The organism is uncultured Campylobacter sp. (assembly GCF_938030145.1).
Lineage (GTDB): Bacteria > Campylobacterota > Campylobacteria > Campylobacterales > Campylobacteraceae > Campylobacter_B.
In genome coordinates this window covers 77,107-101,392 of the sequence record NZ_CALHGM010000033.1, presented here as the reverse complement: position 1 = coordinate 101,392, position 24,286 = coordinate 77,107, and the positions used below count along the sequence as shown (strand labels likewise).

Here is a 24,286-nt window from a genome sequence, read left to right as displayed (position 1 = left end):
TGGAATTTTTGGAATTTTTGGAATTTTTGGAATTTTTGGAATTTTTGGAATTTTTGGAATTCCGCCGCCGCGACTTAAAATTTTGGCAGCGGAATTTAGAAAGCTTCGCGAGCTTTAATAGCCTGCGCAAGGCTAAATTTAAACTTTACGCAGTTAGAATTTGTACGCCCGCGCGAAGAATTTTACAACTTATAGTTTGCTTGCGTTTTTGTCTAGATACTCTGCGACGCCCTTAGGATCTGCTTTCATCCCTGCGTCACCTTTGTGCCAGCCTGCAGGGCAGACCTCGCCGTGCTCGTTTGTAAATAGCATCGTATCGACCATTCTTAGCATCTCGTCGATGTTTCTGCCAAGCGGTAGGTCGTTGATGACTGCGTGGCGGACGGTGCCGTCTTTATCGAGCAAGAAACTACCGCGAAGCGCTACGGCGTTGCCGAACAGCACGTCGAAACTGCGCGCGATGTCCTTCGTAATGTCTGAGACGAGTGGGAACTGCACTTTGCCGATACCGCCTGCATTTACTGGAGTATTTTTCCACGCAAGGTGCGTAAACTCGCTATCGCAGCTAACGCCGATAACTTCGATGCCTTTGGATTTGAAATCTTGATATCTGTGATCGAACGCGATGATCTCGCTCGGGCAGACGAAGGTAAAATCTTTTGGATAAAAGAATACGACCGCGCCTTTTTCGCCGATATTTTTATAGAGGTTGAAATCCTCAACTATTTCGTTGTTGCCTAAAACCGCAGTTGCCGTGAAATCAACGGCTTTGTTGGTTACTATCATTTGTTTCTCCTTGTTAATAAAATTTATGATGGCGATTATACATTTTAAAACTTTAGATTTGCTGAAATTTGATGAAAATTTTTATATAATAAAATTTATTTACTTGATAATATTAAATTTTATCATTTTTTAAATTTAGTATGTTATCATCGCGCTTCATTTTTTGATAAAGGAGAAAAAATGGCTGTAAAAATCACCGATATTTGCATAAGCTGCGGCTCATGCATCGACGAGTGCCCGGTAAATGCGATCGTGGACGATAGCGATAACCCAAGCGGCGAGGATAGCTACTACGTATATGCCGATAAATGCGTCGAGTGCGTGGGCTACAACGACGAGCCTGCGTGCGCAAACGCCTGTCCGACCGACGGCTGTATAGTCTGGAGCGACATCGTAGCGGGTCAACCTAGCAGGGATAGTATAGGTGCGGATCTGCGCAGCGGAGACACCCCGGTATTTGCTTAGCAGATAAAATTCCGCGATCAAATGCGCGGAATTTTAATTCATTCAATCCTTAAATAAATTTTAACCTATTTTTCGATACAATCCGCCTTTCACTTTAAGGAGATTATATGCAGCAAACGCTTTCTATTATTAAGCCCGATGCCGTTAAAAAGGGCGTTATCGGCAAAATTATCGATCGTTTCGAAAGTCACGGACTAAGAATTGCAGCGGCTAAAAAAGTATGCCTAAGCGCCGAAGATGCAGGCAAATTTTATGAAATTCACAAGGATCGCCCTTTTTATAAAGATCTGATTGAGTTCATGACTAGCGGCCCGGTGGTCGTAATGGTGCTAGAAGGCGATGATGCCGTAGCTAAAAATCGTGCGCTAATGGGCGCTACCGATCCGAAAAAAGCGGATAAAGGCACGATCAGAGCAGACTTTGCGGACAGTATCGACGCTAACGCCGTTCACGGCAGCGACAGCCTAGAAAACGCAAAAATCGAGATCGCATTTTTCTTTGCAAAAAGAGAAATTTGCTAAGAGTGCCGCGTGAAGATCGCTTTTGCTAAAATTTCCACCACGCCCGTGCCGTTTGAAATTTCGAGGGACGGGCTTAAGCTTAGCGGAAATTTAAAACGAAAAGACTCTAAGTTTATCGAGTGCAAGGGCAAAATTAAGGGTAAAATTCCATACATTTGCGACCGCTGTGGTAAAGAATTTGATCTTGACGTAAACGAGAGTGTAGATTTGCTTTTAAGCGAAGGTGTTTTTAACGACGAAAGGCACGAAAGCTTGGATGTTATGGAGTTTTTCGGCGCCGAAGTTGATCTGGATGAAATTTTAAGAAGCGAAACGGAAGCTTTCAAAAGCGACTATTTTTATTGCGAAGAATGCAAGAACTAAATTTATAAAGGAGAAAAAATGGTAGTTCCAAAGCGAAGAGTTAGTAAAACTCGTGCGGCGAAAAGACGCACTCACTACAAAGTGACCCTTCCGATTCCCGTCAAAGATAAAGACGGAAGCTGGAAAATTCCGCATAGAATAAACAAAACTACGGGCGAATATTAATCCGATGATTTCCGTTGCTATAGACGCGATGGGCGGTGATTTCGGCTGCGAGCCGATAATAAACGGAGTCGTAGATGCGCTACGAGAGCGTAAATTTAATGCGTTTTTGGTAGGCGACGAAGCGCAAATCAAGCCTTTTATTCCACAAGATCAAGGCTTTGAGAAATATATTACTTACGTAGCTGCAAGCGAAGTTTTCGAGATGAAAGAGGGTGCGACGGACGCTCTTAAACGCAAAGAGAGTAGCATCTTTAAAGCGGTCGATCTAGTAAAAGACGGCACTTGCAAAGCCGTGGTATCAGCAGGACATAGCGGTGCTACGATGAGCCTTGCTACGCTTCGCATAGGAAGGCTGAAAGGCATTTTACGCCCGGCGATTGCTACGCTGATGCCAAATTCCATAGGCGGTCGCACGCTTGTGCTGGATGTGGGCGCTTATGTGGATTGTAAGCCTGAGAATTTGTTTCAATTCGCGATTATGGGCGAAGCATACGCCAAGGAGATTATGGGCCTAAACGCACCACGCATCGGCTTATTATCCAACGGCGAGGAGGATAGTAAAGGCAACGAGGTAACAAAAGAAGCCTTTCATATGCTTAAGAATATGCAAAATTTTATTGGTAATGTCGAAGGCAATCAAATTTTTGACGGCTCGGTAGACGTGGTCGTGTGCGATGGATTTATTGGCAACATTATGCTAAAATCCAGCGAAGGCGTCGCGAGCGCTATCGGCAAACTTATCAAAAACGAAACAAAAAAATCTCCGATTGCTATCGCTGGCTCCATTTTGATGAAGCGCGTCTTTAAAATTATCAAGAAAAGCACGGATTACGATGAATACGGCGGCGCGCCGCTTTTAGGCGTCAAAGAGTGCGTCATCATAAGTCACGGCAAAAGTACCCCGAAAGCCGTTAAAAACGCGATCTTTCAAGCGCTTAAATTTGCAGACTCCAAAATCAACTCCGCGATAGAAAGCGAAATTTCTTCAAACGAATAGGAAAACGAATGCAAAAAGCCTCGATGATCTCAATCGCAGCATACGCGCCGAGCGAAATTTTAACTAATTTCGATCTTGAAAAGATGGTTGAAACGAGCGATGAATGGATCGTCAAGCGAACAGGCATTCATGAGCGCCGTATCGCGAAGGGCGAGAGTACTAGTGATCTAGGCGCGAAAGCGGCGTTAAAGGCGATCGAGCGTAGCGGCTTACAAAAAAATGAGATCGATGCGATAATCTGCGCCACGATCTCGCCCGATTATTTCTGCATGCCCTCGACTGCGTGCGTCATCGCGGATAAGCTGGGTTTAAACTTCGGCATCACGGCGTTTGATATAAATGCCGCCTGTACGGGCTTCATCTATCTTTTAGAGCTTGCAAAATCCCTCATCGAAAGCGGCGCCAAAAAGCACATACTGATAATCGGCACGGAAAAGCTAAGTTCGATAGTCGATTGGAGCGACCGCGCTACGTGCATACTTTTCGGCGATGGCGCAGGCGCTGCGATTATCGCGGCACGCGACGATAACGAAATCATCGACATTCATACCGCTAGCGACGGCAGTAAGGGCGATCTTCTCATCACTGCAGCCCCAGGCAGCGTCAATCCACTCAGCCAAAAAATCATCGACGAAAAGCTGGGCTTCATGCAGATGGCCGGGCGTGAGGTCTTTAAAATTGCGGTACCGACGCTTAGTAACGACGTCGTGGATATTTTGGAGAAAAATAAAATTTCGCCCGAGCAGGTCGATCTTTTTATCCCACATCAGGCAAATTTACGCATCATCGAGGCGGTTAAGGCGAGGCTAGAATTTAGCGACGAGCAGTGCGTGCTTACGATCGGTAAATACGGCAACACGAGCTCGGCGTCGATCCCGATGGCGATAAATGACGCTTACGAGAGTGGCAGACTCAAAAACGGCTCGCTTATGCTACTTGATGCGTTCGGCGGCGGCTTTACGTGGGGCAGCGCGCTTTTGAAATTCGGTGGCAAGAGCATAAACTAGCATTTTTTAAATTTCATTAATCTTTGAATTTCGCCATATTTAAGAGTTAAAATTCCAAGCTTATTTACAAAACTAATTTCAAATTTATATTTATTCCGAGTTAGGTTTCAAAATTTTAAAATGAAGCGTTTGCGATTGAAATCATATTATAATCTTGCGCAGTTTGCATATCGGCTTCTGCGTGAGATAGTAAAACGACGTTAGTCTTAGGTCTGCTGCTTTTTGGTGACGGGCTTTTAGAATATAAAAGAAATCAAATATGCAATAGCTTAAATGGGTGTTAATTTCAGCTGATTCTATACATTAACGGCTTGTAATTGGCTGCAAAGCTCGACAAGTATTTTTACGGCGGCGTATGTAGATCTTTTGAGTGACCTACACATATACTGTAGAATAAAATTCAAATACCAAAACGCTCACAACAGCAAGCATCAAATTGCCTTAGATTTGAAATTTAGCATAAACGCCGGTAAATTTAAATCAAATACTACGAATGGAACAATAAGGGACGCTATGTCATGAGTGCAGGAGCGTCGTATCTATATTGGGTTCGTTAAAACCTCCAGTTATTCCATCTCTCCGCTATACAATATGCTCTAAAAAAGGATAGGATATTAAAATTATCCCTGTGTAGATAGCGGCGAGCCGGAGGGTGCGGTCTCGCGTCAGCTGCAGACTGAAGCGGTCAATGCGTTTAGTTTTAGTGCGAAAGCTACAGATATTTATAGGTTTTGATGGTAGGCCTAGCTCTATGCCATTGTAAGCATTGAAAAATTTCGCACAAAATATCATCTCACAATTATGGACGACAGTTATTAAAGCATATTATTGGGGCAATTTTTTATAAATTTTAAGTTCAAATTCCGTTCGGATAAAATTTCGATTATTTTTTAGAAAGCGATCTGAAATTATTTAAAATTCCTCCGTTAGCTTGGACTATCTAGAGTGTTGCTCGTGCGCCAGGTTTAAAATTTTAAATAACGTAAAATCCCAAATTCTCGTGTTTAAGGATAATTTTTCTGATCTCTTTTAGTAAGCTGAGCGAGGCTTCGATTTCGACGCGGCGGGTGCTTACGCTCTCGACGTTTGCGCCTACGCTTACGCCTTTTGCGAGGGCATATTTATAGATGAAATCAAACATCTCTGCGCACAGCGCTGTTGAACTTTGCAAGATATCGACGCTGCTTTGCAGCCGCTGCTGCAAAAAATCTGGCACCGAGATGCCAAGCCATTTCATAAACTCAAGCGTCTTTAGGCTGCCGCACGGCGTGAAAGTAAAGATTATCGGCACCTTTTTGCACTCCAAAGCGGCGTAATCGTCGATGAAATCTTTGGCATTTTGCACATTATAAACCGCCTGAGTGATAAAAAATTCGCATCCGTCTGCAGTCTTCTCTGCGATTTTAAGGTGCTCGTCGCGGCTCTTTTCATGGCGTTCAGGAATGCAGATGCCGCCTAGGCAAAGATGCTGCGCTACAAGTCGCTTGATCTCGTAGGCGCGGCTTAGATGCAGTTTGCATTCTTCGTTTTTGGAGCTCGCCCCCACGAAAACACCCAGTCCGCTTGCGGCATGCCTTAGAATTTCGCAAAATTCCGCCTCGTCGTATTTGCCTACCGCGCGGTAGATGATCGCTTCTTTATCGGTGTGTAGATACTGCGTGTAGTAGCGCGCAGGATCGATCGTATGCACAAAAGGGAAGGTCCGCTCATCTTTCGTGCGCGCGCTTTCATCTTGTAGATCGTAGATGACGATGCCGTCGCATTCGCATTCGCCTAGGCGCTGCGACCACGCCGTACCTAGGCGCTCGAGCTCGTCTTGAGAGGACGTGATTTTAGGCGGAACGATGCCATAGAGCAAAATTCCGCTTTTTTCGTTTCTAATTTTTTCTTTTAACACTTGCCATTCCTTGATTTTTCGCACATTGTAGCAAATTTAAATTTAAAAATTTAAATGATATAATGCCGCGCAAATTGCAAATTTAAGGAACGCAATGAAAACGCTTCAAGAAAATTTAAAGCTTTTTTATCTGGGGCTTGAAAACAGCGAGCCGTTTTTGTATAAAAACAAGGATCTGACGACTCACGCGCTTATCATAGGAATGACGGGCAGCGGCAAAACGGGGCTTGGTATCACGCTGCTAGAGGAAGCCGCGATCGATAATATCCCATCCATCATTATCGACCCGAAAGGCGATCTAACGAATTTAGCTCTTACCTTTCCGCAGATGAGGGCCGAGGATTTTGAGCCTTATACTGACGAGGCCGAGGCGCAAAACAAAGGCCTTAGCGTGCGCGAGTACGCCGAGGGGACCGCAAATACTTGGCGCGAGGGGATCGAGGGCTCGTATCAAGACCTGACGAGAGTGGAGCTTTTGAAAAACAGCGCCGATTTTAGAATTTATACGCCCAAATCAAGCGCGGGTCTTGGAATCAGCCTGCTAAGCGACTTTGAAGCGCCGAAGGGCTTAAACGAAGAGGATTTGAATAACTACGTCGGCGGTATCGCCACTAGCGTGCTAAGCCTCGCGGGGATTAGCAGCGATAATCTCAGCTCGCCGGAATTTTTACTAATCAGCCAAATTCTGTCTTATCATTTCGGTAGAGGCGAGGGGGTGAGCGTGGTGGATCTCATCGCGCAGATCGGCAATCCGCCTTTCGATAAAATCGGTGTTTTCGACGTCAATACCTTTTTCCCGAGCGATAAGCGAATGGCGCTTGCAATGAAGATTAACGCACTCATCGCAAGCCCTAGTTTTAAGCTTTGGTGCGAGGGTGAGCGGCTAAATATCGCCAAGATGCTCTTTGATGAAAACGGCAGGGCGAGAGCGAATATATTTTCCATCGCGCATCTAAACGACGATGAAAGGATGTTTTTCGTCACGCTGCTTTTGGGCGAGATGATCAAATGGATGCGCACCACCAGCGGTACGAGCTCGCTGCGCGCCGTGCTTTATATGGATGAAATTTACGGCTTCTTCCCTCCAAACGGCAATCCGCCGAGCAAAACTCCGATGCTTACGCTGCTGAAGCAGGCTCGCGCGTTCGGTCTTGGTTGCGTTCTATCGACGCAAAACCCGGTCGATCTCGATTACAAGGGGCTTAGCAATATCGGTACGTGGTTTATCGGGCGCTTGCAGACCGCGCAGGATAAAGAGCGCGTCATCAGCGGCTTAAGCGGTATCGGCTCAAATCCGATCGACAAAAGCGTGCTTATGGAGAAAATTTCAAATCTCAAAAAGCGAAATTTTTTGGTAAAAAACATCAACGAGGACGTGCTGCGGGTAATCGAGACGCGCTTTGCGCTAAGTTATTTAAAAGGCCCTTTAAGCAACGAGCAAATTTCAAATTTAATGAAAGACAAAAAGGCTGAAATTTCGTCCGTGTCAGGCGCCGCTCAAGGCGTCAAATCCGCTGGCTCCGCCAAACCCGTAGTTTCTGCTGAAATTTCGCAGCTTTACAGCTACGGCGCGAGCCTTGAGCTAAGCCCGTATCTGTATGCAAGCGCAAAGATGCGATTTTGCGACAAGGGAGTCGATTTTACGCAGCAGCGTTCCTTTTTGCTTTCGCTTTCGGACGCAAGCGAAATAGATTGGAATGAAGCAAGCACGCGAGAAGTTGCAAATTTAAGCGGACATGAGCAAGCGGGCTCGCTCTACGGCGCGCTTCCTAGCTTCATCGCGGGCGCAAAAAATTTAAACGCTCAGCTTAAAAGCTTTAAGGAGTGGCTATATCGCAATGAAAAACTCGAGCTTTTTAGCGCGCTTGATCTGCTCTCAAAACCGGGCGAGAGCAGGGAGGAGTTTTTCGTGCGCCTAGGCGATAAGGCAAATGAAGCCCTAGAGGTCAAAACCGACGAGATCACGGCTAAATTTGAAAAGGAAAAGGCGCGCCTTGAGGATAAAATTTCGCGCGCTAGCGAAAAATACGAGAAAGAAAAGGGCGACGTGCTAAGTCGCGGGGTGGATGCGGCGCTAAACATAGGCGGAGCGATCTTGGGCGCGTTTTTAGGCCGCTCGCGCAGCGCTAGCAATATCTCTAAAGCGATCAGCGGCGCCAAGAGTGCGCATAAAATTTTAAACGAGCGCAGCGAAGCCAAAAATGCCGAAAATAGCCTAAGCGCGCTACAAGAGGAGCTGGAAGTGCTTACGCAGAAATTTGAGGCTGAAGTAGACGCGCTAAAACAGAGCCTGGATCTAAAAAACATTAAACTCGAAACGAAAGAAATTTCGCCGAAGAAAACCGACATTTACGACGAGAAAATTTCGCTACTTTGGAAGAGCTAAAGGGAGAATTTTATGGATAAACTTAGTGAAATTTTAAATATCATATACGCCGCACTCTGCGATCCGAGCTCAAAATATTTTCTAGGAGATGAGCATGGAATTCTAGGAAGCGGAATTCTTGGAATTTTATATAGGACATTTACGGCGCCGAATTTTTGGTGCTACTTCGCGGCGTATCTGATCGCTGCGATCCCTTTTGGGCTACTGATCGGCAAATACCTCGGCGGCGTGGATATCAAAAGCGAGGGTAGCGGCTCCATAGGCGCTACCAACGTCCTTCGCGTCTTAAAAACTCGCGATCCGAAAAAAGCAAAAAAGCTCGCGATCCTCACCGTCGCTTGCGACGCGCTAAAGGGCGTCCTGCCGATACTGATCGCGCGGGCTTTAAGCTTTGATGAAAACGTGCTATGGAGCATGGCGGTCTTTGCAGTGCTTGGGCATTGCTTTAGCCCGTATCTGAAATTTAACGGCGGCAAGGGCATTGCGACGGGAGCCGGCGTGCTTGCTTGCTTCATCCCTATCGAGCTTATCATCGCGCTTGCCGTTTGGTTTGTAGTCGGCAAGACGGTTAAAATTTCATCCGTAGCATCGCTTGCAGCGGCGCTTGCGCTAGTGATAGCAAGCTACGTGATCCATCCGCAGATGCCGGCGATCAACACTCATGCGCCGATCTTTCTGATAGTTTTCATCGTATTTTACAAACACGCGCCTAATATCGCCAGGCTGCTTAAGGGCGAGGAAAAGCGCGTAGTATGATTAAAATTTTAATCGAAAAGCTGGAATTTGGCGCTATAATCGGGACGCTGGATTTTGAGCGCAAGCGCGAGCAGCGCGTCTGGGTGTGGGCGAAGTTTGGAGCAGAAGAATTTATCGACTATGCGCGGGTTTGCGAATATATCAAAGCGGAGTTCCGCGAGAAAAAATTTCGCCTCGTAGAGGACGCGCTAAAATACTTCGCGCAGGAGTTTCACTCAAAATTTCGATCGATGGATTATTTTTATATGAAAATTTTAAAGCCCGAAATTTTACAAGACGCGAGCGTCGGCGCGGAAATAGAGATAAAATTTTAAAATTTCTTTAAAAAATCTTGAAATTTTGCTTAAAATATGTTAAAATCGCCGCAAAATTTTAAGGCAAGGAAATTAAATGAGAATTTTAATAGTCGAGGACGAGGTGACTTTAAACAAGACGATAGCGGAGGGCTTGATGGAGTTCGGCTATCAGACGGATACTTCCGAGAGTTTTAAGGACGCAGAGTATTATATCGGCATTAGAAATTATGATTTGGTGCTAACCGATTGGATGCTAGCTGACGGCAACGGCATCGATCTCATCGCATTAGTTAAGCAAAAATCCGCGCGCACCTCTGTCGTCGTGCTATCTGCAAAAGACGATAAAGAAAGCGAGATAAAAGCGCTTCGCGCTGGCGCGGACGATTTTATCAAAAAACCTTTCGACTTTGATGTTTTAGTAGCGCGTCTCGAGGCTAGACTTCGCTTCGGCGGCTCAAATATCATCAAAATCGACGATCTTATCATCGATCCGGACGAGGAAAAGATCACATATCTAGGTCAAGAGATCGAGCTTAAGGGCAAGCCGTTTGAGGTACTAACTCACTTGGCGCGCCACAGCGATCAGATCGTCAGTAAAGAGCAGCTATTAGACGCTATCTGGGAGGAGCCTGAGCTCGTTACGCCAAACGTCATCGAAGTCGCGATCAATCAAATCCGCCAGAAAATGGATAAGCCTCTAAATATCTCTACGATCGAGACCGTTCGCAGACGCGGATATAGATTTTGCTTTCCACAAAAAGCCTAAGAGTCCGCTTTGTAATACAATTAGCATCCGCTTCGTTGATGCTAATTGTCATTTTTTCGGTAATGCTCTATAATTATATGAGAATTACCATCTTCGAAACTCCCGTTCAAAATTTAATCCAAAGAGCACAAAAAATTGTAGAGGTCTCCGTGGCGCCTGAGAAAATTTCATCTTTTTTGCAAAACACGCCGGGCGAATACGAGAGCAAAATCATCGAAAACGAAAGTATCAATAAGCCTAAATTTATCGAAAGTTCCGAGGGCGGCAGGAGCTATTTACAGCTGCACTACCCTTATGGTAAGGATAAAATTTTAAGTATTCGAGCCGACGTTAGCGTCTATGCAAACATCGTAAATCAAATACTCATCGACATAATTTTAGTAAATTTGACTATGATATTTTTGGTAGTGTTTTATGCAATGTTTCTCTCGCGTATGCTGCTGATGCCGATTAAGCTAATCAGTCAAAGGCTTGCTTCGGTGGATGAAAAATTTCTAAAGCCGATCGACGCAGCGGAAATTCCAAGCGAATTTAGCCCGCTTTCAAACAGCATAAACCGCCTACTTGAGCGCATCGAGACCTTTATTATGTATCAAAAAGAGCTTTTTATCGGCATCGCGCACGAGCTTAAAACTCCGCTTGCGGTTATGAAAACCAAAAACGAAGTTACTCTCATCAAGCCGCGCGAGAGAGAGAAATATATCGAGGCGCTTAAAAATAACAATGATTCGATCGATAATATGAATAAGATGATCAGCTCCATCCTAGAGATAGGTCGGCAGGAGGGGGCGCAGTTTGAGGCGCCCGAGCAGACCGATATGATCGCGTATCTACGGGAGCTATGCGTGGGCTTTAAAATTTTAGCGCGTACGGCAGGCAAGGACTTAACGATGGATCTTAAGCCTGAACGGCTTGAAATTTCGATGCAGAAAAGCCTCTTTATGCACGTGATTCAAAATTTCATCCAAAACGCCATAAAATTTTCTCCGGACGGCGAAAAGGTGTTAATCGAGAGCGAAATTTCGGATGGAAATTTCATAGTGCGGGTCGCAAACAAAGGCGAGCCGCTTAACGAAGAGATCGATTATTTTGCCCCTTTTAAGCGCTATGGCGGCAAGCCGGGGGCGGGGCTCGGGCTATTTTTAGCCAAAAATGCTGCTCAAGCGATGGGTGCGCAAGTAGATCTTAAAAACGACAAAGGGCGCTCGCTAATCGTCGCGATTTTCAAATTTCCACTAAAAAATTTAAGAAATAGCCCGAAATTCCGCTATTTTAAAACAAAATGAAGCTTTTTATGGTATAAACGCCATAAATTTTTTCATCAAGGTAAAATTATATGTCATTGTTGATTACAAAAGAATGCATCAGTTGCGACGCGTGCCGCGAGGAATGCCCTAATGAAGCGATTTTCGAGGATGAGCCGATATACATCATAGACGCCGATCGATGCTGCGAGTGCGTAGATGATTACTCTGAGCCCGCTTGCATCGTAGTCTGCCCAGTCGAGTGCATCATCACCGATCCCGATAATATCGAGACGGCGGACGAGCTGAAATACAAACACGTCCATATGGAAATTTAAATGCCCAAGCGCGTCGCAGTCATAGATCTGGGCTCAAATTCCGCCAGAGTCGTGATTTTCGAGCGTACTAGCAGGCTCGGATTTTTCATCTTGGCCGAGCACAAGATCAAGATCCGACTAGGCGAAGGCGCTTACGAAAACGGCGGAATTTTAACCACCGAAGCGATGCAAAAATGCCTACTCGCATTTAAAAAATTTAAAACCCTGGTATGTAATTACAAGGCCAAGCGCGTGCTTTGCATCGGTACATCCGCGCTTCGCGATGCGCCGAACGGGAGCGAGTTTATAAATCTCATCCGCAAGCAAACGGGTATTACGATCCGCAAGATAGATGGGCAGATGGAAGCGTATCTGGGTGCCTATGCGGCGCAGAATTTGCTTAGTGACTTTTCCGAGGGTGTTACGCTGGACATCGGCGGCGGCTCGACCGAGCTTGCTTACATAAAAAACGGCAGGATAGAAAATAAAATTTCTCTAAATTTAGGCACGGTGCGGCTAAAGGAGCTGTTTTTCGACCGCGGCGACACAAAGGGGCTGGAGAAATACATAAACAGCGCGATCTCGCAAGTAGGCGCCGAGTTTCGCACGCAAAATTTAATCGTAATGGGCGGCTCCGCGCGAGCGCTTTCCGGCGCCGTGATGAGCCTGCAAAACCACCCGCTAAAGATCGTGCATAATTTCAGCTATGATTATGAAAAATACGCGCCGTTTTTTGCCAAGCTGATGAGCGCAAAGACGCTTGATTTGGCGAAATTCCCGATCAAAAAAGACCGCTACGACACGATCAGAGAGGGCGCCATCATCTTTGATAAGATCGTAAGGCGCCTGGGAGCGAAAAAGATCATCACAAGCGGCGTGGGAGTGCGAGAGGGGGCTTTTTTAAGCTCGATTCTGCGCGGCGCAAACCTGCCTAGAGGCTTTAATCCGAGCCTAAGAAGCCTTAAAGATCGCTTCGCTTCCGAGCCGAGCGAGGCTCCGAAGTTCGCAAAGGCGCTGTTTTGCGCGCTATCGCCTCTACACGGCTTGGGCGAAAAATATATTAAAATTTTGCAGATTGCGGCATCGCTTTGCGAGATCGGGCGGGCGATCGGCTTTTATGCCAAGCACGAAACCAGCGCGGATATGGTGCTCGGCGGGCTGAACTACCGCACGACGCACAAAGAAAAGGCGCTCATAGCTGCGATCATCTCGATGCACGGAAAGCGCGAGCTGGGCGCTACGTTCGCGCCTTTGAGCGCGATTTTGCCTGATTCCGCCAAGCTTGCCTGGCTGAGCTATATTTTGGAGCTTGCGCGCCTCTTAAGCGAAAACGCGCTAAAAAATTTAGAATTTTGCTTTGAAAATTCCACTCTTAAAATCTCCGGCGCGGATAATTTGATAATGCTTAAAGGAAGCCTTAAAAAGTTCTCAAAACCCGCGATTTTTGCAATAAAATTTCTTTAAATAGCGCCCCTGCTTGTCGCGCAAGTTTAAGGCGGGCGGAGTTCGTTTAATTTTATGAGCTTGAAGCGGGCGATAAATCCCTATCAATAGCGCTTTTTAAATTTTAATTCCATTCTCGGCTAAAGAATAGACGCTAAAAAATCCGTAGTCGGTGCGAACGCAAAGGCGCTCGCCTGAGATTTTAATAGCAGCAGTTTTGACGCAGTGCTCGCACTCAAACTCGCCTAAGGGGCGAAAATCCTCCAAGCTGAATGCTTTAAATCCACCGTAAAAGTATGTAAGAAAAATTTGATCGTTTGCGGCAAACCTCATTACGCTTCTTGGCAAGCTTTTTGGTGCGCTTAGACGCTTTTTGCTTGCGACGTCCCAAAAATACAGCTCATCAAAGCCGTTATTTACGACCAAAATTGCATCATTTTTGATAAGCCCTACGTTTAGAGAGTGGATATAGCCCACGTCGCATTCGATACGGCAAAGCTCGGCGAAGTCTTTTAGGCGGTAGAGCCTAGCGACATTTTTGCCGCCTTTATCCCCACAGACTACGCAAATTTTATTGCCGAAGCCTATTGCTTTTGCAGAAAATTCCGTTTTAAAATTTAGCTTCTTGTCGCTTCCGAAAGCTAAAATTCCATCCGTGCCGCAGGCTAGAATTTCGCCGTTGCCGCTTAGAGCAGAGCTAAAGCCTTCTCCTGTGATACCCCAGGCTTCAAAAAGCCTACTGAATTTCTCTCCGTCAAAAAGAAAGAATTCGTGGTCCAAATCAAGCACTAAAGCTTTTTTGGTAGCAGTCATTTTCCACGCTAAAATTTTTGGTAGCTTAATTTGCGCAAGAGTTTTTAGCTCGTCGTCCAGCACGATTAAATAATCGCAGCCATGCTCGTCAAAATTACATTTATAGACGTAAAATTTATCCTCAAACTCGGCAAATCCAAGCGCCCCGCTGTATCCGCCGCCGATATAGGCATGCGCTAGCGCCTCGCCGAATTTCGCTTTTTTGTTTTCGTAGATGAAGCCCTTTTTTAGAGCATCAACTTGCTTTTTTACGAAAGCTTTTTGCAGAGCATCGTGGTTTACGAATTCTTTAGAGCTCAGTCTTTCTTTGCCGTTTTGTAGCGTCTTTGAAATCAAACTAAGCCCTTGCGTTTGAAGCAGGATCTCTTTCTCGCCATCGGTAAATTTTTTCATAGCAGCCCCTAGGTATAAATTTGAAGTCTAATTTTAGAATTTCAAAGCTTAAACTACGGGGCGCGGCAAAGCTATTTAAAATTTGCCGAGCGCTTCTTTGACGTGATCCTCCGCCATGTCAATATTCCACATCGGCTCAAAGACGAGATCAATCTCTACCTCGCCGACGCCATCCACGCTCTCGGCACCCGCGCGTACCCATTCCACCATCATCTCATGCAGCGGGCACGACTGAGTCGATAGCGTCATCGTGACTTTGGCGTTGTTTGCCTCATCTACCGCTACGTCGTAGATGAGCCCTAGCGACACGACGTCAAAACCCACCTCAGGGTCCACCACGGCGCGAAGCGCGTCGTAAACTTGCTCCTTTGTTACTTTCATTTTTCCTCTCCAAATTTTATGTAGTTAAAGATATTTACGATGTTGATTAGCACCAAAATTATGCTTACCGCTTGCAAGATAACCGCGGGCGTTAGCGCTCCGAAGCTCGCGCATGCAAGCGCTAAGACGTTTGGCGCGCAGGCTGCATAGGCGATCTTTTTGATTATCATATCCTCAAGCATAGGGATTTTGCGCTTGCCGACGAAGGGCGAGACGTAGTGATACCAGATGAGAAAGGGCGCGATTTTATAAAGGTGCGCGACGATGAAGGCGAACAAAAAGCCGTATAGCAGCCCAAACGCCGCCGTATCCGCGCGACCCATTAGCCAAAATGCCGCGCTAAATCCCAAAGCCGCCAGCGAGATATAGACGTTTAAATTCCAATAATCGATCGCTTTTCGCACCCGCCTGGCTAGGATATAGATCGCCTGAGCCGCAAAGCTCGCAAGCGCGGCAAAGGCGATGAAAATTCCAAAATCTTTTAGCAAAAACGGCCCCGCGAGCAGATACAGCGCCAGTGAAGCTTTTGCTAGCGCGAAGCTTAGATCGTGCGCCAGGCTAAACATCGGCAGCAGCACGCACGCAGCGCCTACGATGACGAAAAACACAAAGCCTAGCACGAAGTATATGTGATAGGATAAAATTTCTGAAAAATACACTCCGAAAATCTCCACGCCGCTAAGCGCTAACACGAGCGCGAAGCCAAGGCTGATCCCTACGGCTAAAAACGCAGCCGAGATCGCAAGCGCTACGGCAGGGAAGCTCCATTTGGGCGTGCCGATGAAGCTTAGCGCGTAGCAGATCGTAAAATAAAATAGGCTAAGCAGCAAAACGCCGCCGCCTGCGTGCATCAGCGAGATATTTGAAAGTAGCAATCCCGCGCTTAGCAGAGCCACGCCCGCGCCGTAGGCGAGGAGATTTAAAAACGCAAATTTGACGGTGAAAAATTCCTTTTGGATGATGACGGAGGTGAGCTGATAGAGCGCTCCGATGATTATGCTGATTACGAATCCTAGCAAAAATACATGAAAAAAGCTCGCCGTCTGCGGCGCCTGGATCGCGCCGAAATCCGCCTTTAAAAAGCTCGCCGCGCTTAGCAGCAAAAAGATAAAGCCGCAGATGAAATAGCCGCCTACGATGCGAAACGGCGGCGAAAATGTCGTGATATTCATCTAAATTTTAAAGCCCTTTAGCCGTGGCACTTCGCGTCGGTATCAAAGCCCTCATTGATTGCGCCAGGCTTTAGGCTGATGGTGAGCTTGACCGCGTCGCTCTCTAGATCCTCGCGGGCAATGTCAAATTTAGACTCGATCTTCGGGATCAGCCCCATCGGAAATTTATGATTGACCATGACCACCTTTTTGGTTTCGTCTTTTACGAAATTTAGCGCCACCAGCGCATTTACCATCGGCTCGGGCGGAACGCATTTGCGCGAATCAAAGCCGATGTATTCTACGCCGCCTTGTGATTTTTTATAAAATTTCACCGTAGCGCCCGTCGCGTCGAGCTCCTGCCAGTCTGTGAAAAAATTCATACTTGATCCTTTTTTAAAATTTCGCGCGATTATATAGCAAATTTTAAAATTTTGAAATGAGGCAGGTCAAGTCCTATTCGGAATTTGTAAATTTAGCCGAATTTTAATACACTACGCGTTAAAATTCTAAATCCGAGGACCATTATGCAGACCATCACGATCATCGATACGTTCGGCTTTTTTTTCAGGCTCTACTACGCTATGAGCGGGCTTAAGACCAAAGACGGCAAACCCAGCGGCATGGTGAGCGGATTTGCGAGCTTCATCGCAAATCTTTCGAAAGAATTTAAGAGCGATTATATAATTTTCGCTCTGGATAGCAAGGGTAAGACCTTCCGCTCGGATATCGATCCCAACTATAAAACCAACCGCCAAGCCCCGCCGCCTGCGCTTTTGCAGCAGCTGCCGGTCTGCATCGAGATGATCGAAAAGATGGGGCTTTACTCGCTCGGACGCGAGGGCTACGAAGCGGACGATCTCATCGCAAGCGTCGTTAAAAAGCACGGCGCCACGCATAAAATCAACATCGTTACCTCCGACAAGGACCTCTATCAGCTCATCGGCGAAAACGTTAAAATTTACAGCCACGGCAAAAAGATGCTTTACGGAAGAGAGGAGTGCTTGCAGCGCTACGGCGTCTATCCCGAGCAGATCGTGGATTTTTTAGCGATCTGCGGCGATAGCGCCGATAATATCCCGGGCGTGCGGGGCATCGGCGACAAGGGAGCAAAGAAGCTTTTAGACGAATGGGGCTCGCTTGATGGGATCTATTCAAATTTAGACCACCTGCCGCAGAACAAACAGCGCGAGTATCTGATAGAAGGAAAGCAGAGCGCCTACATAAGCAAGCGCCTGGCTACGCTTTACGACGAGCTGGAAATCCCGCCTTTAGAGGACGCGAAATTTCCGCAGCAAAATCCGCTTTTTAAAATCCGCGAAATTTTAAAAGACTATGCGCTAAATAGACTGCTATCCGCGTTAAGTTTGCAGGAGCAAAACGGGCTTGATCTTTGGAGCGAGGGCAAAAGCGCGGGCGCAAAAAGCTCCGTTTTGGGCGCGGGCGGCAAAGGCTCCGGCGCAGAGCCGTCTCGCGGCGGATCTATCTTGGACGCTACCGTAGGGAGGCTAGACGGGCAAAATTCTATCCCAGGCGGCTCCGCTTGCAGCGAGAAAAATTCTGAGCGCGCTTTTAAAGCGCCATTTGAGCCTGTTTGTATCACCGATGCAGCGGAGCTTGCGAGGCTGTGCGAGAGCGTCAGCGCCGATACCCTAGTGAGCTTTGATACGGAAACCACTAGCGTCGATAGCAAGAGCGCCAAGATCGTGGGCTTTTCATTTGCATTTAACGAGGAGCGCGCCTACTACGTCCCGCTCGCGCATAGCTATTTGGGCGCTCCGGCTCAAATTTCTTCGGACGCCGCAAAAACCGCGATCGGCTCGCTGTTTCGCGGATATGTCGTGGGGCAAAATTTAAAATACGATTTTGAGATCGTGAAAAATAATTTTAACATTGAGCCACCTGCGCGCTTTGCCGATACGATGGTGCTAGCGTGGCTGCTCGATCCCGCAAACGCCGTGGGGATGGACTCTATCTCGCCGCGGTATCTTGGGTATGAGACCGTGCATTTCGGCGACGTCGTCAAAAAGGGCGAGACCTTCGCCTCCGTGGAGTTGGACGCCGCTACGATCTATGCGAGCGAGGATGCGTGGGTGACGCTGAGGCTGTATTTTAAACTAAAGGGGCTGCTCGAGCCCGCGCTTTTTAAGCTCGCGCAGGAGCTTGAGTTTCCATTCGTGCGGGTACTTTGGCAGATGCAAAGATACGGCATCAAGATCGACGCGGAGATGATAAAGAGCCTAATCGGGCGCAACGAAAAGTCCCTGCGGGCGCTCACGGATGAAATTTACGAGCTTTGCGGCGAGCAGTTTAATATCAACTCTCCCGCTCAGCTCGGCGCCGTGCTTTTCGAGCGGCTAGGGCTTCCTGCCGCAAAACGCACGAAGACGGGCTACAGCACCGACGAAAGCGTGCTGAAGGATCTTACGGCGCTACATCCCGCGGTGGGTAAAATTTTAGACTATCGCGAGCTGTTTAAGTTGCAAAACACCTACTGCGAGCCGCTGCTACAGCTTGCCCTTACAGATCCGCAAAACCGCGTCAGATCGAATTTCTTGCAGACCGGCACGGCCACCGGGCGGCTAGCGAGCAAAAATCCGAACCTGCAAAATATCCCCGCGCGCGGCACGTTTGCGAAGGACGTACGGGACTGCTTTCTAGCAGACGAAGGCTACTCGCTGATCTCGCTTGATTACTCGCAGATCGAGCTGCGCCTGCTAGCGCACTTTTCGCGCGATCCTGCGCTTTTGGCGGCGTTTAGGGCGGATGAGGACATTCACGCGCGCACGGCGATCAGCATCTTCGGCGATGCGCAGCCCGCGCACCGCACGATCGCAAAGAGTATAAATTTCGGCCTCATCTACGGCATGGGTGCGGGCAAGCTAAGCGACAGCCTAGGCATCGCGCGCGCCGAGGCGAAGAGCTATATCGAGCGCTATTTCGCGGCGTTTTCTACGATCAAGGAATTTTTGCAGAGCATAAAATCGGACGCGAAAGCGGACGGCTACGTAAGCACGCTTTTTGGGCGCAGGCGCTACTTTGACTTCGCAAACGCGCGAAACAACATGGTATATGCGAGCTACGAGCGCGAGGCGGTGAATACGAAATTTCAAGGCTCCGCCGCCGACATCATCAAAAAGGCGATGGTTGAGATTTCGCCGCTGCTAAGCGACGAGGCGCGGCTGATTTTGCAGATCCACGACGAGCTGATCTTCGAGGTGCGGGACGATTTGGCGCAGAGCTTCGGCGCGCGCGCGCAGGAGATAATGCAAAGTGCGGCAAGCCTGAATGTGCCCTTAAAGACGAGCCTAAACATCGCCAAGCGCTGGGGCGAGCTGAAGTAGCTATGCTAAATTTAAAGCGCGGCTAAAATTTTAAGCGGAATTTAAACGGCGCGTAGAATTTTAAATTTTGAGCAGGACGGGGCCCAAATTCATTCGTTTGATAAATTTAATCGCGCTAAATTTAGACCGAGCGATTGCGAGCGGCTAGCGGATTATACGCGCGCCTTGTGAAATTTAACGAGTGAAAATTCATACAAAATTTAACCCGCGAGAAAATAGACATAGGCTTTGCAAAAAGGAATTTTTAGAAAATGAAATGATCTGTAAGAGGTCTTTTTAAGCCCGCCTGCGCGCTGGTCCGTAAAAACCGGCGCCCTTATAGCCTCACGAGCGAAGCTATAAGGATTTCGGACTAAATTTTGGCATGAATTCTGCGCGCGTAAATTTTACAAGCCTGCATAGAAATTTCGCGAGCTTACGTAAAATTCGCGCCGCCTATTTTTTAGATTTTTCTAGCGCGGCGGCAAGGTCTGCTATGAGATCGTCGGCGTTTTCGATGCCTATGGCTAGGCGCAGCAAATTTTGACTGATGCCGATGCGCTCTTGCAGCTCGCGCGGATAGCTCTCGTGCGTCATCGACGCGGGGTGGCAGATCAGGCTCTCTACGCCGCCCAAGCTCACGGCTAGATCGAATAGCTCAAGGCTGCGCGCAAAGGTTTTATAGTCGTATTGTGGCTTAAGCACCAGCGAGATGACCGCTCCGATACCGCTAGCTTGGCGATCTTGTATCTCTTTTTCGCTCGCAGAATGCGAGCCTGCAAAATTTACCGCCTCTACCGCAGGATTGCTGCGTAAAAATTCTATTATCTTTAGCGTATTTTCGCTCTGGCGGTCGAAGCGCACGCTTAGCGTTTTAAGCCCACGTATGAGCGAATACGCGTCGGTAGGCGATAGCGTCGCACCCAGAGTGTTTTTCATAAACTGAATTCTTGCAGCAAGCTCATCGTCGTTCGTCGTAACGATGCCGGCGATTAGATCGGCATGTCCGCCTATGTATTTGGTCGCGCTATAAACCACGACGTCTGCGCCGTGCTCTAGCGGGCGCTGATAATACGGGGTCAAAAAGGTATTATCCATCACCACAAGCGCGCCGTTTTTATGCGCGAGCCCGCTGATGCGCTCAATATCGGTTACTCGCAAAAGCGGATTTGATGGCGTTTCGATGAAGACCATTTTGACGTCGCTCGGAATTTCGCTGATCGAATTCAGATCGTCCACTAAGTCGTAATTGACCCCTTGATTTTTAAAAATCCCGCTTACGTAGCGATAGGTGCCGCCGTAAACGTTATTATTTAGCAGCACGCGATCGCCGCTTTTAAGCAGCGCGAATGCAGCGCTCGTAGCTGCCATACCCGAGGCTAGCGCGAAGGCGTATTTGCTGCCTTCAAATTTTGCGAAAAGTTCCTCGAAGGCGTTGCGCGTAGGATTTGCGCCGCGCGAGTAGGCGTATTTGCCGAAATCATCCAGGCTTTCTTGCACGAAGGTGCTGGCTAGATATATCGGCGGAATCACCGCGTTGTGGGGGTTGGACTTAGCCTCTATGCCCTTTACGATTAGGGTATCTATTTTCATCTTTTCTCCTTAAAATTTAATGGATTTAAAAGCTCATCGCTCCGATAAATTTAGCTATGCGCTCATCGCTGCTACCGAAGAATTCCTCTGCGTCGCCGTCGAATGCGATAACTCCGCCGTCTAAGAATAAAATTCTATCTGCGATCTTGCGCGCAAAGCCCATATTGTGCGTGACGATGATAAGCGAGCGATCCTCTGCGGCAAGCTCGGCGATAGTTTTTAACACCTGCGCCTCAAGCTCGGGATCAAGCGCGCTCGTAGGCTCATCCAGCAGCAAAAACTCAGGCTGCATCGCAAGCGCCCGCGCGATCGCCACGCGCTGGCTCTGACCGCCGGAGAGGCGAGCCGGATACGCGCCAGCTTTATCCGCCATACCGACTTTTTTTAGCAGCGCCATTGCATTTGCCTCGGCAAGCTCGCGTGGCTGCTTTAGCACGTGTACGGGTGCTTCGATGACGTTTTGTAAGACGTTGAGGTGCGGAAAGAGATTGAAGCTTTGAAAAACCATGCCCGTATGCGCGCGGAATGGATGATATTCGCTTGTTTTATGCTGAGCGTCGAAATTTATCTTAAACTCGCCTAGCTGTAGCTCGCCGCCGCTTGGAATTTCGAGCAGATTTATGCAGCGCAGCATCGTGGATTTGCCGGAGCCGGAGCTTCCTAAAATCACTGTCGTTTGCCCGTCGCGAAATTCTAAGCTTAGCCCATTTAGCACGACGTGATCGCCGAAGCGCTTAGTTAAGTTCGTAAATTTTATCATCATACGAACCTTGAAAATCGTCGCTCTAGCTTGGATTGTAAGAACGTAAGAAGGGTGCAGACTGCTAGATAAAATAGCGCCGCCAGTACGTATAACGTAAGCGGATCGAATGCCCGCGCAGCGATACGTTGAGCGACCATAAACATATCGACCATCGTAATCGAGGCTACAAGCGAAGTGTCTTTAAGTGTAGAAATAAATATATTTGATAGCGGCGGCAGCGATATGCGTGCTGCTTGCGGAGCGATAATACGGCGCAGGATTTGAGCATAGCTCATGCCTAGCGAGGTAGCCGCCTCCCATTGCCCCTTTGGCACTGATAGGATCGCAGCTCGCACCGCCTCTGAAGCGTAAGCGCCGATATTTAGGCTAAAGGTAATTATCGCAGCAGTCCAAACATCAAGTGTGATCCCAACGATTGGAAGTCCGAAATAGACGATAAAAAGCTGCACCAAAAGCGGAGTGCCGCGAAAAATCCAAATATAAATTTCGCTTAGCTGCTTTAAAATTTTAAAATTTGCGATGCGTGCGACCGCCGTCAGCACCGCAAGCACGAGCCCGAGCAGAAATGAGATTATCGTAAGCGGGATCGTAACTTGCAGCAGGGCTAGCGCCATTGGTTCTAGCGAGCTCCTAACAAGCTCTAGAATTCTGCTTGTTTCGTTCATTCACTCACATCTTTGCCGAAATATTTAAGCGAAATTTCTTTTAGCTTGCCTTCGGCTTTGAGTTCGTTTAAGGCTTTGCTGATTTGATCTGCGAGCTCTTTATTGCCCTTTTGAACTATTGCAGCGCTATAATCGACGTCTTTTAGCTTTGCAGCGATCTTAATCGGAGCGTCCGGGCGCTGCTTTAAAAAGTCGTAAAATACGGTATTATCGCGCACGACGGTATCTACGCGGCGAGCGATCAGCAGCTCCATACTTTTAGCGAAACTATCTACAGTTACGTTTTGCGCGCCGTATTTTTTAGCGACTTGCGCCCAGTTGCTGGTAGCGGAGTCTGCATTTTTCTTGCCTTTTAAATCCTCGAAGCTTTTAATGTCGTTGTTATCTTTATGCACGATGATAGCTCCGTAAACGACGGTGTAGGGCACAGAATACTCATATTTTTTCTTGCGCTCATCAGTAATGCTTACTTGATTAAACACAGCGTCTGCCTTGCCTGCATCAAATGCTGCAAGCATCGCATCCCAAGGCGCGGTTAGAAATTCTATTTTTAGACCAAGCTTTTCGGCGACTGCGCGCGCGACATCTACGTCGTATCCTACGAGCTCATTTTTGTCGTTATAATACGAAAATGGCGAAAAAGTACCTTCCGTAGCTACTTTAAGCGTACCTTCGCGTAGCGTTTTAGAGTTTGCGCCGCATATTAAAAGTGCGCACGCAAGCAAAGTTTTTATTAAATTTTTCATAATTCCTCCAAAATTTTATGAGCGAAATTTAAAATGCAAAATTCCGCTCAGCTAAGTTTAAAATTCCACGCTTCAACTAAGCGGTCGTAAAATTTACTCCGTAATGTCTTTGCCAAAATATTTAAGTGAAATTTCTTTCAGCACGCCTTTTTGCTTTAGCGATTTTAGCGCGGAATTTATCTGCGCCGTCAGCTCATCATCCTTTTTAAGCAGCACGGCGGAATAGATCGGCTCATTGCCTTGAGCTGCGATCTTTAGCGGGGCGTTCGGGCGCTGCTTCATATAGTCGAAAAATGTGATGTTGTCGTTGATCGTAGCGTCTGCGCGACGAGCTATGATAAGCTCCACACCCTTGCTAAATCCGTCTGCTGTGACGATTTCAGCGCCATAGTTGCGCGCCATGTCAGCCCAGTTACTAGTAGCGGAGTGGACGCTTTTTTTGCCTTTAAGATCCGCAAAACTCTTAATCTCCTCGTTATCAGCTCGCACTACTAGCGCAGCATAAGCCACAGTATAAGGCTCGCTGAAATTATATTTTTTCTTGCGCTCCTGCGTGATGCTTACTTGATTCATCGCTATGTCCGCTTTGCCTGCGTCAAATGCCGCGAGCATCGCATCCCACGGCGCGGTTAAAAATTCCGCCTTTAGCCCTAGCTCTTTTGCTAGTGCGCGAGCGATATCGACATCAAAGCCGGTAAGATTATTTTTCTCGTCATAGAAAGAATACGGCGAGTAAGTCCCCTCCGTGGCTATTACGAGCGTGCCCTCTTTAAGCGTCTTAGCGCTTAGGGTGGCGGTGATTAGCGCTGTTGCGAGCAGGGCTTTAAATATTTTCATTGAATCTCCTTGAAATTTAGCTATCGCTCGCGCTGCGAGCAGATGCGCGATTATATCGTGCGGAATATATAATTTTTATTAAAAATTTTAAATTTTAGTAAGACGTGATACAAAATTTCGCCTGCATGACAAAACTTTAGCTCATATATTTTTAAAATTTTGACAGAGGTGATTTATAAAATTTCAAGTTTATTAGGTAAAAGTATCACAGA

At 47.3% G+C, this 24,286-nt stretch carries 25 protein-coding genes; 14 read left to right on the top strand and 11 right to left on the bottom strand.

Annotated elements, in window-relative coordinates; all coding sequences use genetic code 11:
• Positions 1-189: 189 nt before the first annotated feature.
• Positions 190-786, bottom strand: coding sequence for a peroxiredoxin (locus Q0323_RS07595; RefSeq protein ID WP_291939968.1), 597 nt, complete (start codon positions 784-786; stop codon positions 190-192).
• Positions 787-966: 180 nt separating this feature from the next.
• On the opposite strand from Q0323_RS07595, the gene Q0323_RS07590 reads away from it, so the two are divergent.
• From Q0323_RS07590 to Q0323_RS07565, 6 genes are all read left to right on the top strand, one after another.
• Positions 967-1,251, top strand: a complete 285-nt coding sequence (locus tag Q0323_RS07590; RefSeq protein ID WP_297903244.1) for a 4Fe-4S dicluster domain-containing protein — start codon at positions 967-969, stop codon at positions 1,249-1,251.
• Between the two features lie 107 nt (positions 1,252-1,358).
• A complete protein-coding gene (gene ndk / locus Q0323_RS07585; RefSeq protein ID WP_298053160.1) occupies positions 1,359-1,772 on the top strand; it encodes a nucleoside-diphosphate kinase in 414 nt (137 codons plus the stop codon).
• 9 nt (positions 1,773-1,781) lie between these two features.
• Positions 1,782-2,135 (top strand): hypothetical protein, encoded by a 354-nt coding sequence (locus Q0323_RS07580; RefSeq protein ID WP_298053158.1) that lies wholly within the window; start codon positions 1,782-1,784, stop codon positions 2,133-2,135.
• Positions 2,136-2,153: 18 nt separating this feature from the next.
• Positions 2,154-2,300, top strand: coding sequence for a 50S ribosomal protein L32 (gene rpmF / locus Q0323_RS07575; RefSeq protein WP_298053156.1), 147 nt, complete (start codon positions 2,154-2,156; stop codon positions 2,298-2,300).
• Positions 2,301-2,304: 4 nt separating this feature from the next.
• Positions 2,305-3,297 carry a phosphate acyltransferase PlsX gene (plsX, locus tag Q0323_RS07570; RefSeq protein ID WP_298053153.1) on the top strand — a complete coding sequence of 331 codons (993 nt, stop codon included), beginning with the start codon at positions 2,305-2,307 and terminating at the stop codon, positions 3,295-3,297.
• 8 nt (positions 3,298-3,305) lie between these two features.
• Positions 3,306-4,304, top strand: coding sequence for a beta-ketoacyl-ACP synthase III (locus Q0323_RS07565; RefSeq protein ID WP_298053152.1), 999 nt, complete (start codon positions 3,306-3,308; stop codon positions 4,302-4,304).
• Positions 4,305-5,277: 973 nt separating this feature from the next.
• On the opposite strand, the gene Q0323_RS07560 is transcribed toward Q0323_RS07565, so the two are convergent.
• On the bottom strand, positions 5,278-6,201 hold the full coding sequence (locus Q0323_RS07560) for a methylenetetrahydrofolate reductase (protein WP_298053149.1): 924 nt from the start codon (positions 6,199-6,201) through the stop codon (positions 5,278-5,280).
• Positions 6,202-6,295: 94 nt separating this feature from the next.
• Here Q0323_RS07560 and Q0323_RS07555 point away from each other — a divergent pair, with 94 nt between their 5' ends.
• From Q0323_RS07555 to Q0323_RS07525, 7 genes are all read left to right on the top strand, one after another.
• On the top strand, positions 6,296-8,587 hold the full coding sequence (locus Q0323_RS07555; RefSeq protein ID WP_298053146.1) for a DUF87 domain-containing protein: 2,292 nt from the start codon (positions 6,296-6,298) through the stop codon (positions 8,585-8,587).
• Between the two features lie 12 nt (positions 8,588-8,599).
• On the top strand, positions 8,600-9,343 hold the full coding sequence (plsY, locus tag Q0323_RS07550; protein ID WP_298053143.1) for a glycerol-3-phosphate 1-O-acyltransferase PlsY: 744 nt from the start codon (positions 8,600-8,602) through the stop codon (positions 9,341-9,343).
• Complete coding sequence (locus tag Q0323_RS07545; RefSeq protein ID WP_177388069.1) at positions 9,340-9,657, top strand: dihydroneopterin aldolase; 318 nt, start codon at positions 9,340-9,342, stop codon at positions 9,655-9,657. Before plsY ends, Q0323_RS07545 begins: the two co-directional genes overlap by 4 nt.
• A gap of 76 nt (positions 9,658-9,733) precedes the next feature.
• On the top strand, positions 9,734-10,405 hold the full coding sequence (gene hsrA, locus Q0323_RS07540) for a homeostatic response regulator transcription factor HsrA (RefSeq protein WP_005871260.1): 672 nt from the start codon (positions 9,734-9,736) through the stop codon (positions 10,403-10,405).
• Positions 10,406-10,443: 38 nt separating this feature from the next.
• Positions 10,444-11,691, top strand: a complete 1,248-nt coding sequence (locus Q0323_RS07535; protein ID WP_298053140.1) for a HAMP domain-containing sensor histidine kinase — start codon at positions 10,444-10,446, stop codon at positions 11,689-11,691.
• Positions 11,692-11,741: 50 nt separating this feature from the next.
• A complete protein-coding gene (locus tag Q0323_RS07530; RefSeq protein WP_005871264.1) occupies positions 11,742-11,987 on the top strand; it encodes a YfhL family 4Fe-4S dicluster ferredoxin in 246 nt (81 codons plus the stop codon).
• Positions 11,988-13,430: a Ppx/GppA phosphatase family protein gene (locus tag Q0323_RS07525; protein WP_298053138.1), complete on the top strand. Its 1,443-nt coding sequence runs from the start codon at positions 11,988-11,990 to the stop codon at positions 13,428-13,430.
• Between the two features lie 96 nt (positions 13,431-13,526).
• On the opposite strand, the gene Q0323_RS07520 is transcribed toward Q0323_RS07525, so the two are convergent.
• The 4 genes from Q0323_RS07520 to Q0323_RS07505 form a co-directional block, all read right to left on the bottom strand.
• On the bottom strand, positions 13,527-14,615 hold the full coding sequence (locus Q0323_RS07520; RefSeq protein WP_298053136.1) for a hypothetical protein: 1,089 nt from the start codon (positions 14,613-14,615) through the stop codon (positions 13,527-13,529).
• Between the two features lie 75 nt (positions 14,616-14,690).
• The gene (locus Q0323_RS07515) at positions 14,691-14,996 is read right to left on the bottom strand and encodes a metal-sulfur cluster assembly factor (RefSeq protein ID WP_298053135.1); all 306 of its coding nucleotides are present in this window, start codon (positions 14,994-14,996) and stop codon (positions 14,691-14,693) included.
• Positions 14,993-16,168 carry a peptidase M50 gene (locus tag Q0323_RS07510; RefSeq protein ID WP_298053133.1) on the bottom strand — a complete coding sequence of 392 codons (1,176 nt, stop codon included), beginning with the start codon at positions 16,166-16,168 and terminating at the stop codon, positions 14,993-14,995. Before Q0323_RS07510 ends, Q0323_RS07515 begins: the two co-directional genes overlap by 4 nt.
• A gap of 17 nt (positions 16,169-16,185) precedes the next feature.
• The gene (locus tag Q0323_RS07505; RefSeq protein WP_298053130.1) at positions 16,186-16,530 is read right to left on the bottom strand and encodes a hypothetical protein; all 345 of its coding nucleotides are present in this window, start codon (positions 16,528-16,530) and stop codon (positions 16,186-16,188) included.
• A 144-nt stretch (positions 16,531-16,674) separates the two neighbouring features.
• On the opposite strand from Q0323_RS07505, the gene polA reads away from it, so the two are divergent.
• A complete protein-coding gene (gene polA, locus Q0323_RS07500) occupies positions 16,675-19,491 on the top strand; it encodes a DNA polymerase I (RefSeq protein ID WP_298053127.1) in 2,817 nt (938 codons plus the stop codon).
• Between the two features lie 435 nt (positions 19,492-19,926).
• On the opposite strand, the gene Q0323_RS07495 is transcribed toward polA, so the two are convergent.
• The 5 genes from Q0323_RS07495 to Q0323_RS07475 all read right to left on the bottom strand — a co-directional run bounded on the left by Q0323_RS07495 (position 19,927) and on the right by Q0323_RS07475 (position 24,074).
• Entirely contained in the window at positions 19,927-21,063 is a 1,137-nt protein-coding gene (locus Q0323_RS07495; RefSeq protein ID WP_298053124.1) for a PLP-dependent aspartate aminotransferase family protein, read from the bottom strand.
• 25 nt (positions 21,064-21,088) lie between these two features.
• Entirely contained in the window at positions 21,089-21,823 is a 735-nt protein-coding gene (locus tag Q0323_RS07490; RefSeq protein WP_177388051.1) for an amino acid ABC transporter ATP-binding protein, read from the bottom strand.
• Complete coding sequence (locus Q0323_RS07485) at positions 21,823-22,491, bottom strand: amino acid ABC transporter permease (RefSeq protein WP_298053122.1); 669 nt, start codon at positions 22,489-22,491, stop codon at positions 21,823-21,825. The genes Q0323_RS07490 and Q0323_RS07485 overlap by 1 nt, the downstream gene beginning before the upstream one ends.
• Positions 22,488-23,237, bottom strand: coding sequence for an amino acid ABC transporter substrate-binding protein (locus Q0323_RS07480; protein ID WP_297905416.1), 750 nt, complete (start codon positions 23,235-23,237; stop codon positions 22,488-22,490). Before Q0323_RS07480 ends, Q0323_RS07485 begins: the two co-directional genes overlap by 4 nt.
• Positions 23,238-23,330: 93 nt before the next feature.
• A complete protein-coding gene (locus Q0323_RS07475; protein ID WP_297914992.1) occupies positions 23,331-24,074 on the bottom strand; it encodes an amino acid ABC transporter substrate-binding protein in 744 nt (247 codons plus the stop codon).
• Positions 24,075-24,286 lie beyond the last annotated feature (212 nt).

Excerpts from the sequence above, each read along its gene's own strand:
- Q0323_RS07495 (WP_298053124.1), bottom strand. The coding sequence starts at position 21,063 with ATGAAAATAGATACCCTAATCGTAAAGGGCATAGAGGCTAAGTCCAAC.
- ndk (WP_298053160.1), top strand. The coding sequence starts at position 1,359 with ATGCAGCAAACGCTTTCTATTATTAAGCCCGATGCCGTTAAAAAGGGC.
- Q0323_RS07490 (WP_177388051.1), bottom strand. The coding sequence starts at position 21,823 with ATGATAAAATTTACGAACTTAACTAAGCGCTTCGGCGATCACGTCGTG.
- Q0323_RS07485 (WP_298053122.1), bottom strand. The coding sequence starts at position 22,491 with ATGAACGAAACAAGCAGAATTCTAGAGCTTGTTAGGAGCTCGCTAGAA.
- Q0323_RS07545 (WP_177388069.1), top strand. The coding sequence starts at position 9,340 with ATGATTAAAATTTTAATCGAAAAGCTGGAATTTGGCGCTATAATCGGG.
- Q0323_RS07510 (WP_298053133.1), bottom strand. The coding sequence starts at position 16,168 with ATGAATATCACGACATTTTCGCCGCCGTTTCGCATCGTAGGCGGCTAT.
- plsY (WP_298053143.1), top strand. The coding sequence starts at position 8,600 with ATGGATAAACTTAGTGAAATTTTAAATATCATATACGCCGCACTCTGC.
- Q0323_RS07525 (WP_298053138.1), top strand. The coding sequence starts at position 11,988 with ATGCCCAAGCGCGTCGCAGTCATAGATCTGGGCTCAAATTCCGCCAGA.
- Q0323_RS07535 (WP_298053140.1), top strand. The coding sequence starts at position 10,444 with ATGCTAATTGTCATTTTTTCGGTAATGCTCTATAATTATATGAGAATT.
- hsrA (WP_005871260.1), top strand. The coding sequence starts at position 9,734 with ATGAGAATTTTAATAGTCGAGGACGAGGTGACTTTAAACAAGACGATA.
- Q0323_RS07475 (WP_297914992.1), bottom strand. The coding sequence starts at position 24,074 with ATGAAAATATTTAAAGCCCTGCTCGCAACAGCGCTAATCACCGCCACC.
- Q0323_RS07530 (WP_005871264.1), top strand. The coding sequence starts at position 11,742 with ATGTCATTGTTGATTACAAAAGAATGCATCAGTTGCGACGCGTGCCGC.
- rpmF (WP_298053156.1), top strand. The coding sequence starts at position 2,154 with ATGGTAGTTCCAAAGCGAAGAGTTAGTAAAACTCGTGCGGCGAAAAGA.
- Q0323_RS07565 (WP_298053152.1), top strand. The coding sequence starts at position 3,306 with ATGCAAAAAGCCTCGATGATCTCAATCGCAGCATACGCGCCGAGCGAA.
- polA (WP_298053127.1), top strand. The coding sequence starts at position 16,675 with ATGCAGACCATCACGATCATCGATACGTTCGGCTTTTTTTTCAGGCTC.
- Q0323_RS07505 (WP_298053130.1), bottom strand. The coding sequence starts at position 16,530 with ATGAATTTTTTCACAGACTGGCAGGAGCTCGACGCGACGGGCGCTACG.
- Q0323_RS07520 (WP_298053136.1), bottom strand. The coding sequence starts at position 14,615 with ATGAAAAAATTTACCGATGGCGAGAAAGAGATCCTGCTTCAAACGCAA.
- Q0323_RS07595 (WP_291939968.1), bottom strand. The coding sequence starts at position 786 with ATGATAGTAACCAACAAAGCCGTTGATTTCACGGCAACTGCGGTTTTA.
- plsX (WP_298053153.1), top strand. The coding sequence starts at position 2,305 with ATGATTTCCGTTGCTATAGACGCGATGGGCGGTGATTTCGGCTGCGAG.
- Q0323_RS07555 (WP_298053146.1), top strand. The coding sequence starts at position 6,296 with ATGAAAACGCTTCAAGAAAATTTAAAGCTTTTTTATCTGGGGCTTGAA.
- Q0323_RS07515 (WP_298053135.1), bottom strand. The coding sequence starts at position 14,996 with ATGAAAGTAACAAAGGAGCAAGTTTACGACGCGCTTCGCGCCGTGGTG.
- Q0323_RS07590 (WP_297903244.1), top strand. The coding sequence starts at position 967 with ATGGCTGTAAAAATCACCGATATTTGCATAAGCTGCGGCTCATGCATC.
- Q0323_RS07480 (WP_297905416.1), bottom strand. The coding sequence starts at position 23,237 with ATGAAAAATTTAATAAAAACTTTGCTTGCGTGCGCACTTTTAATATGC.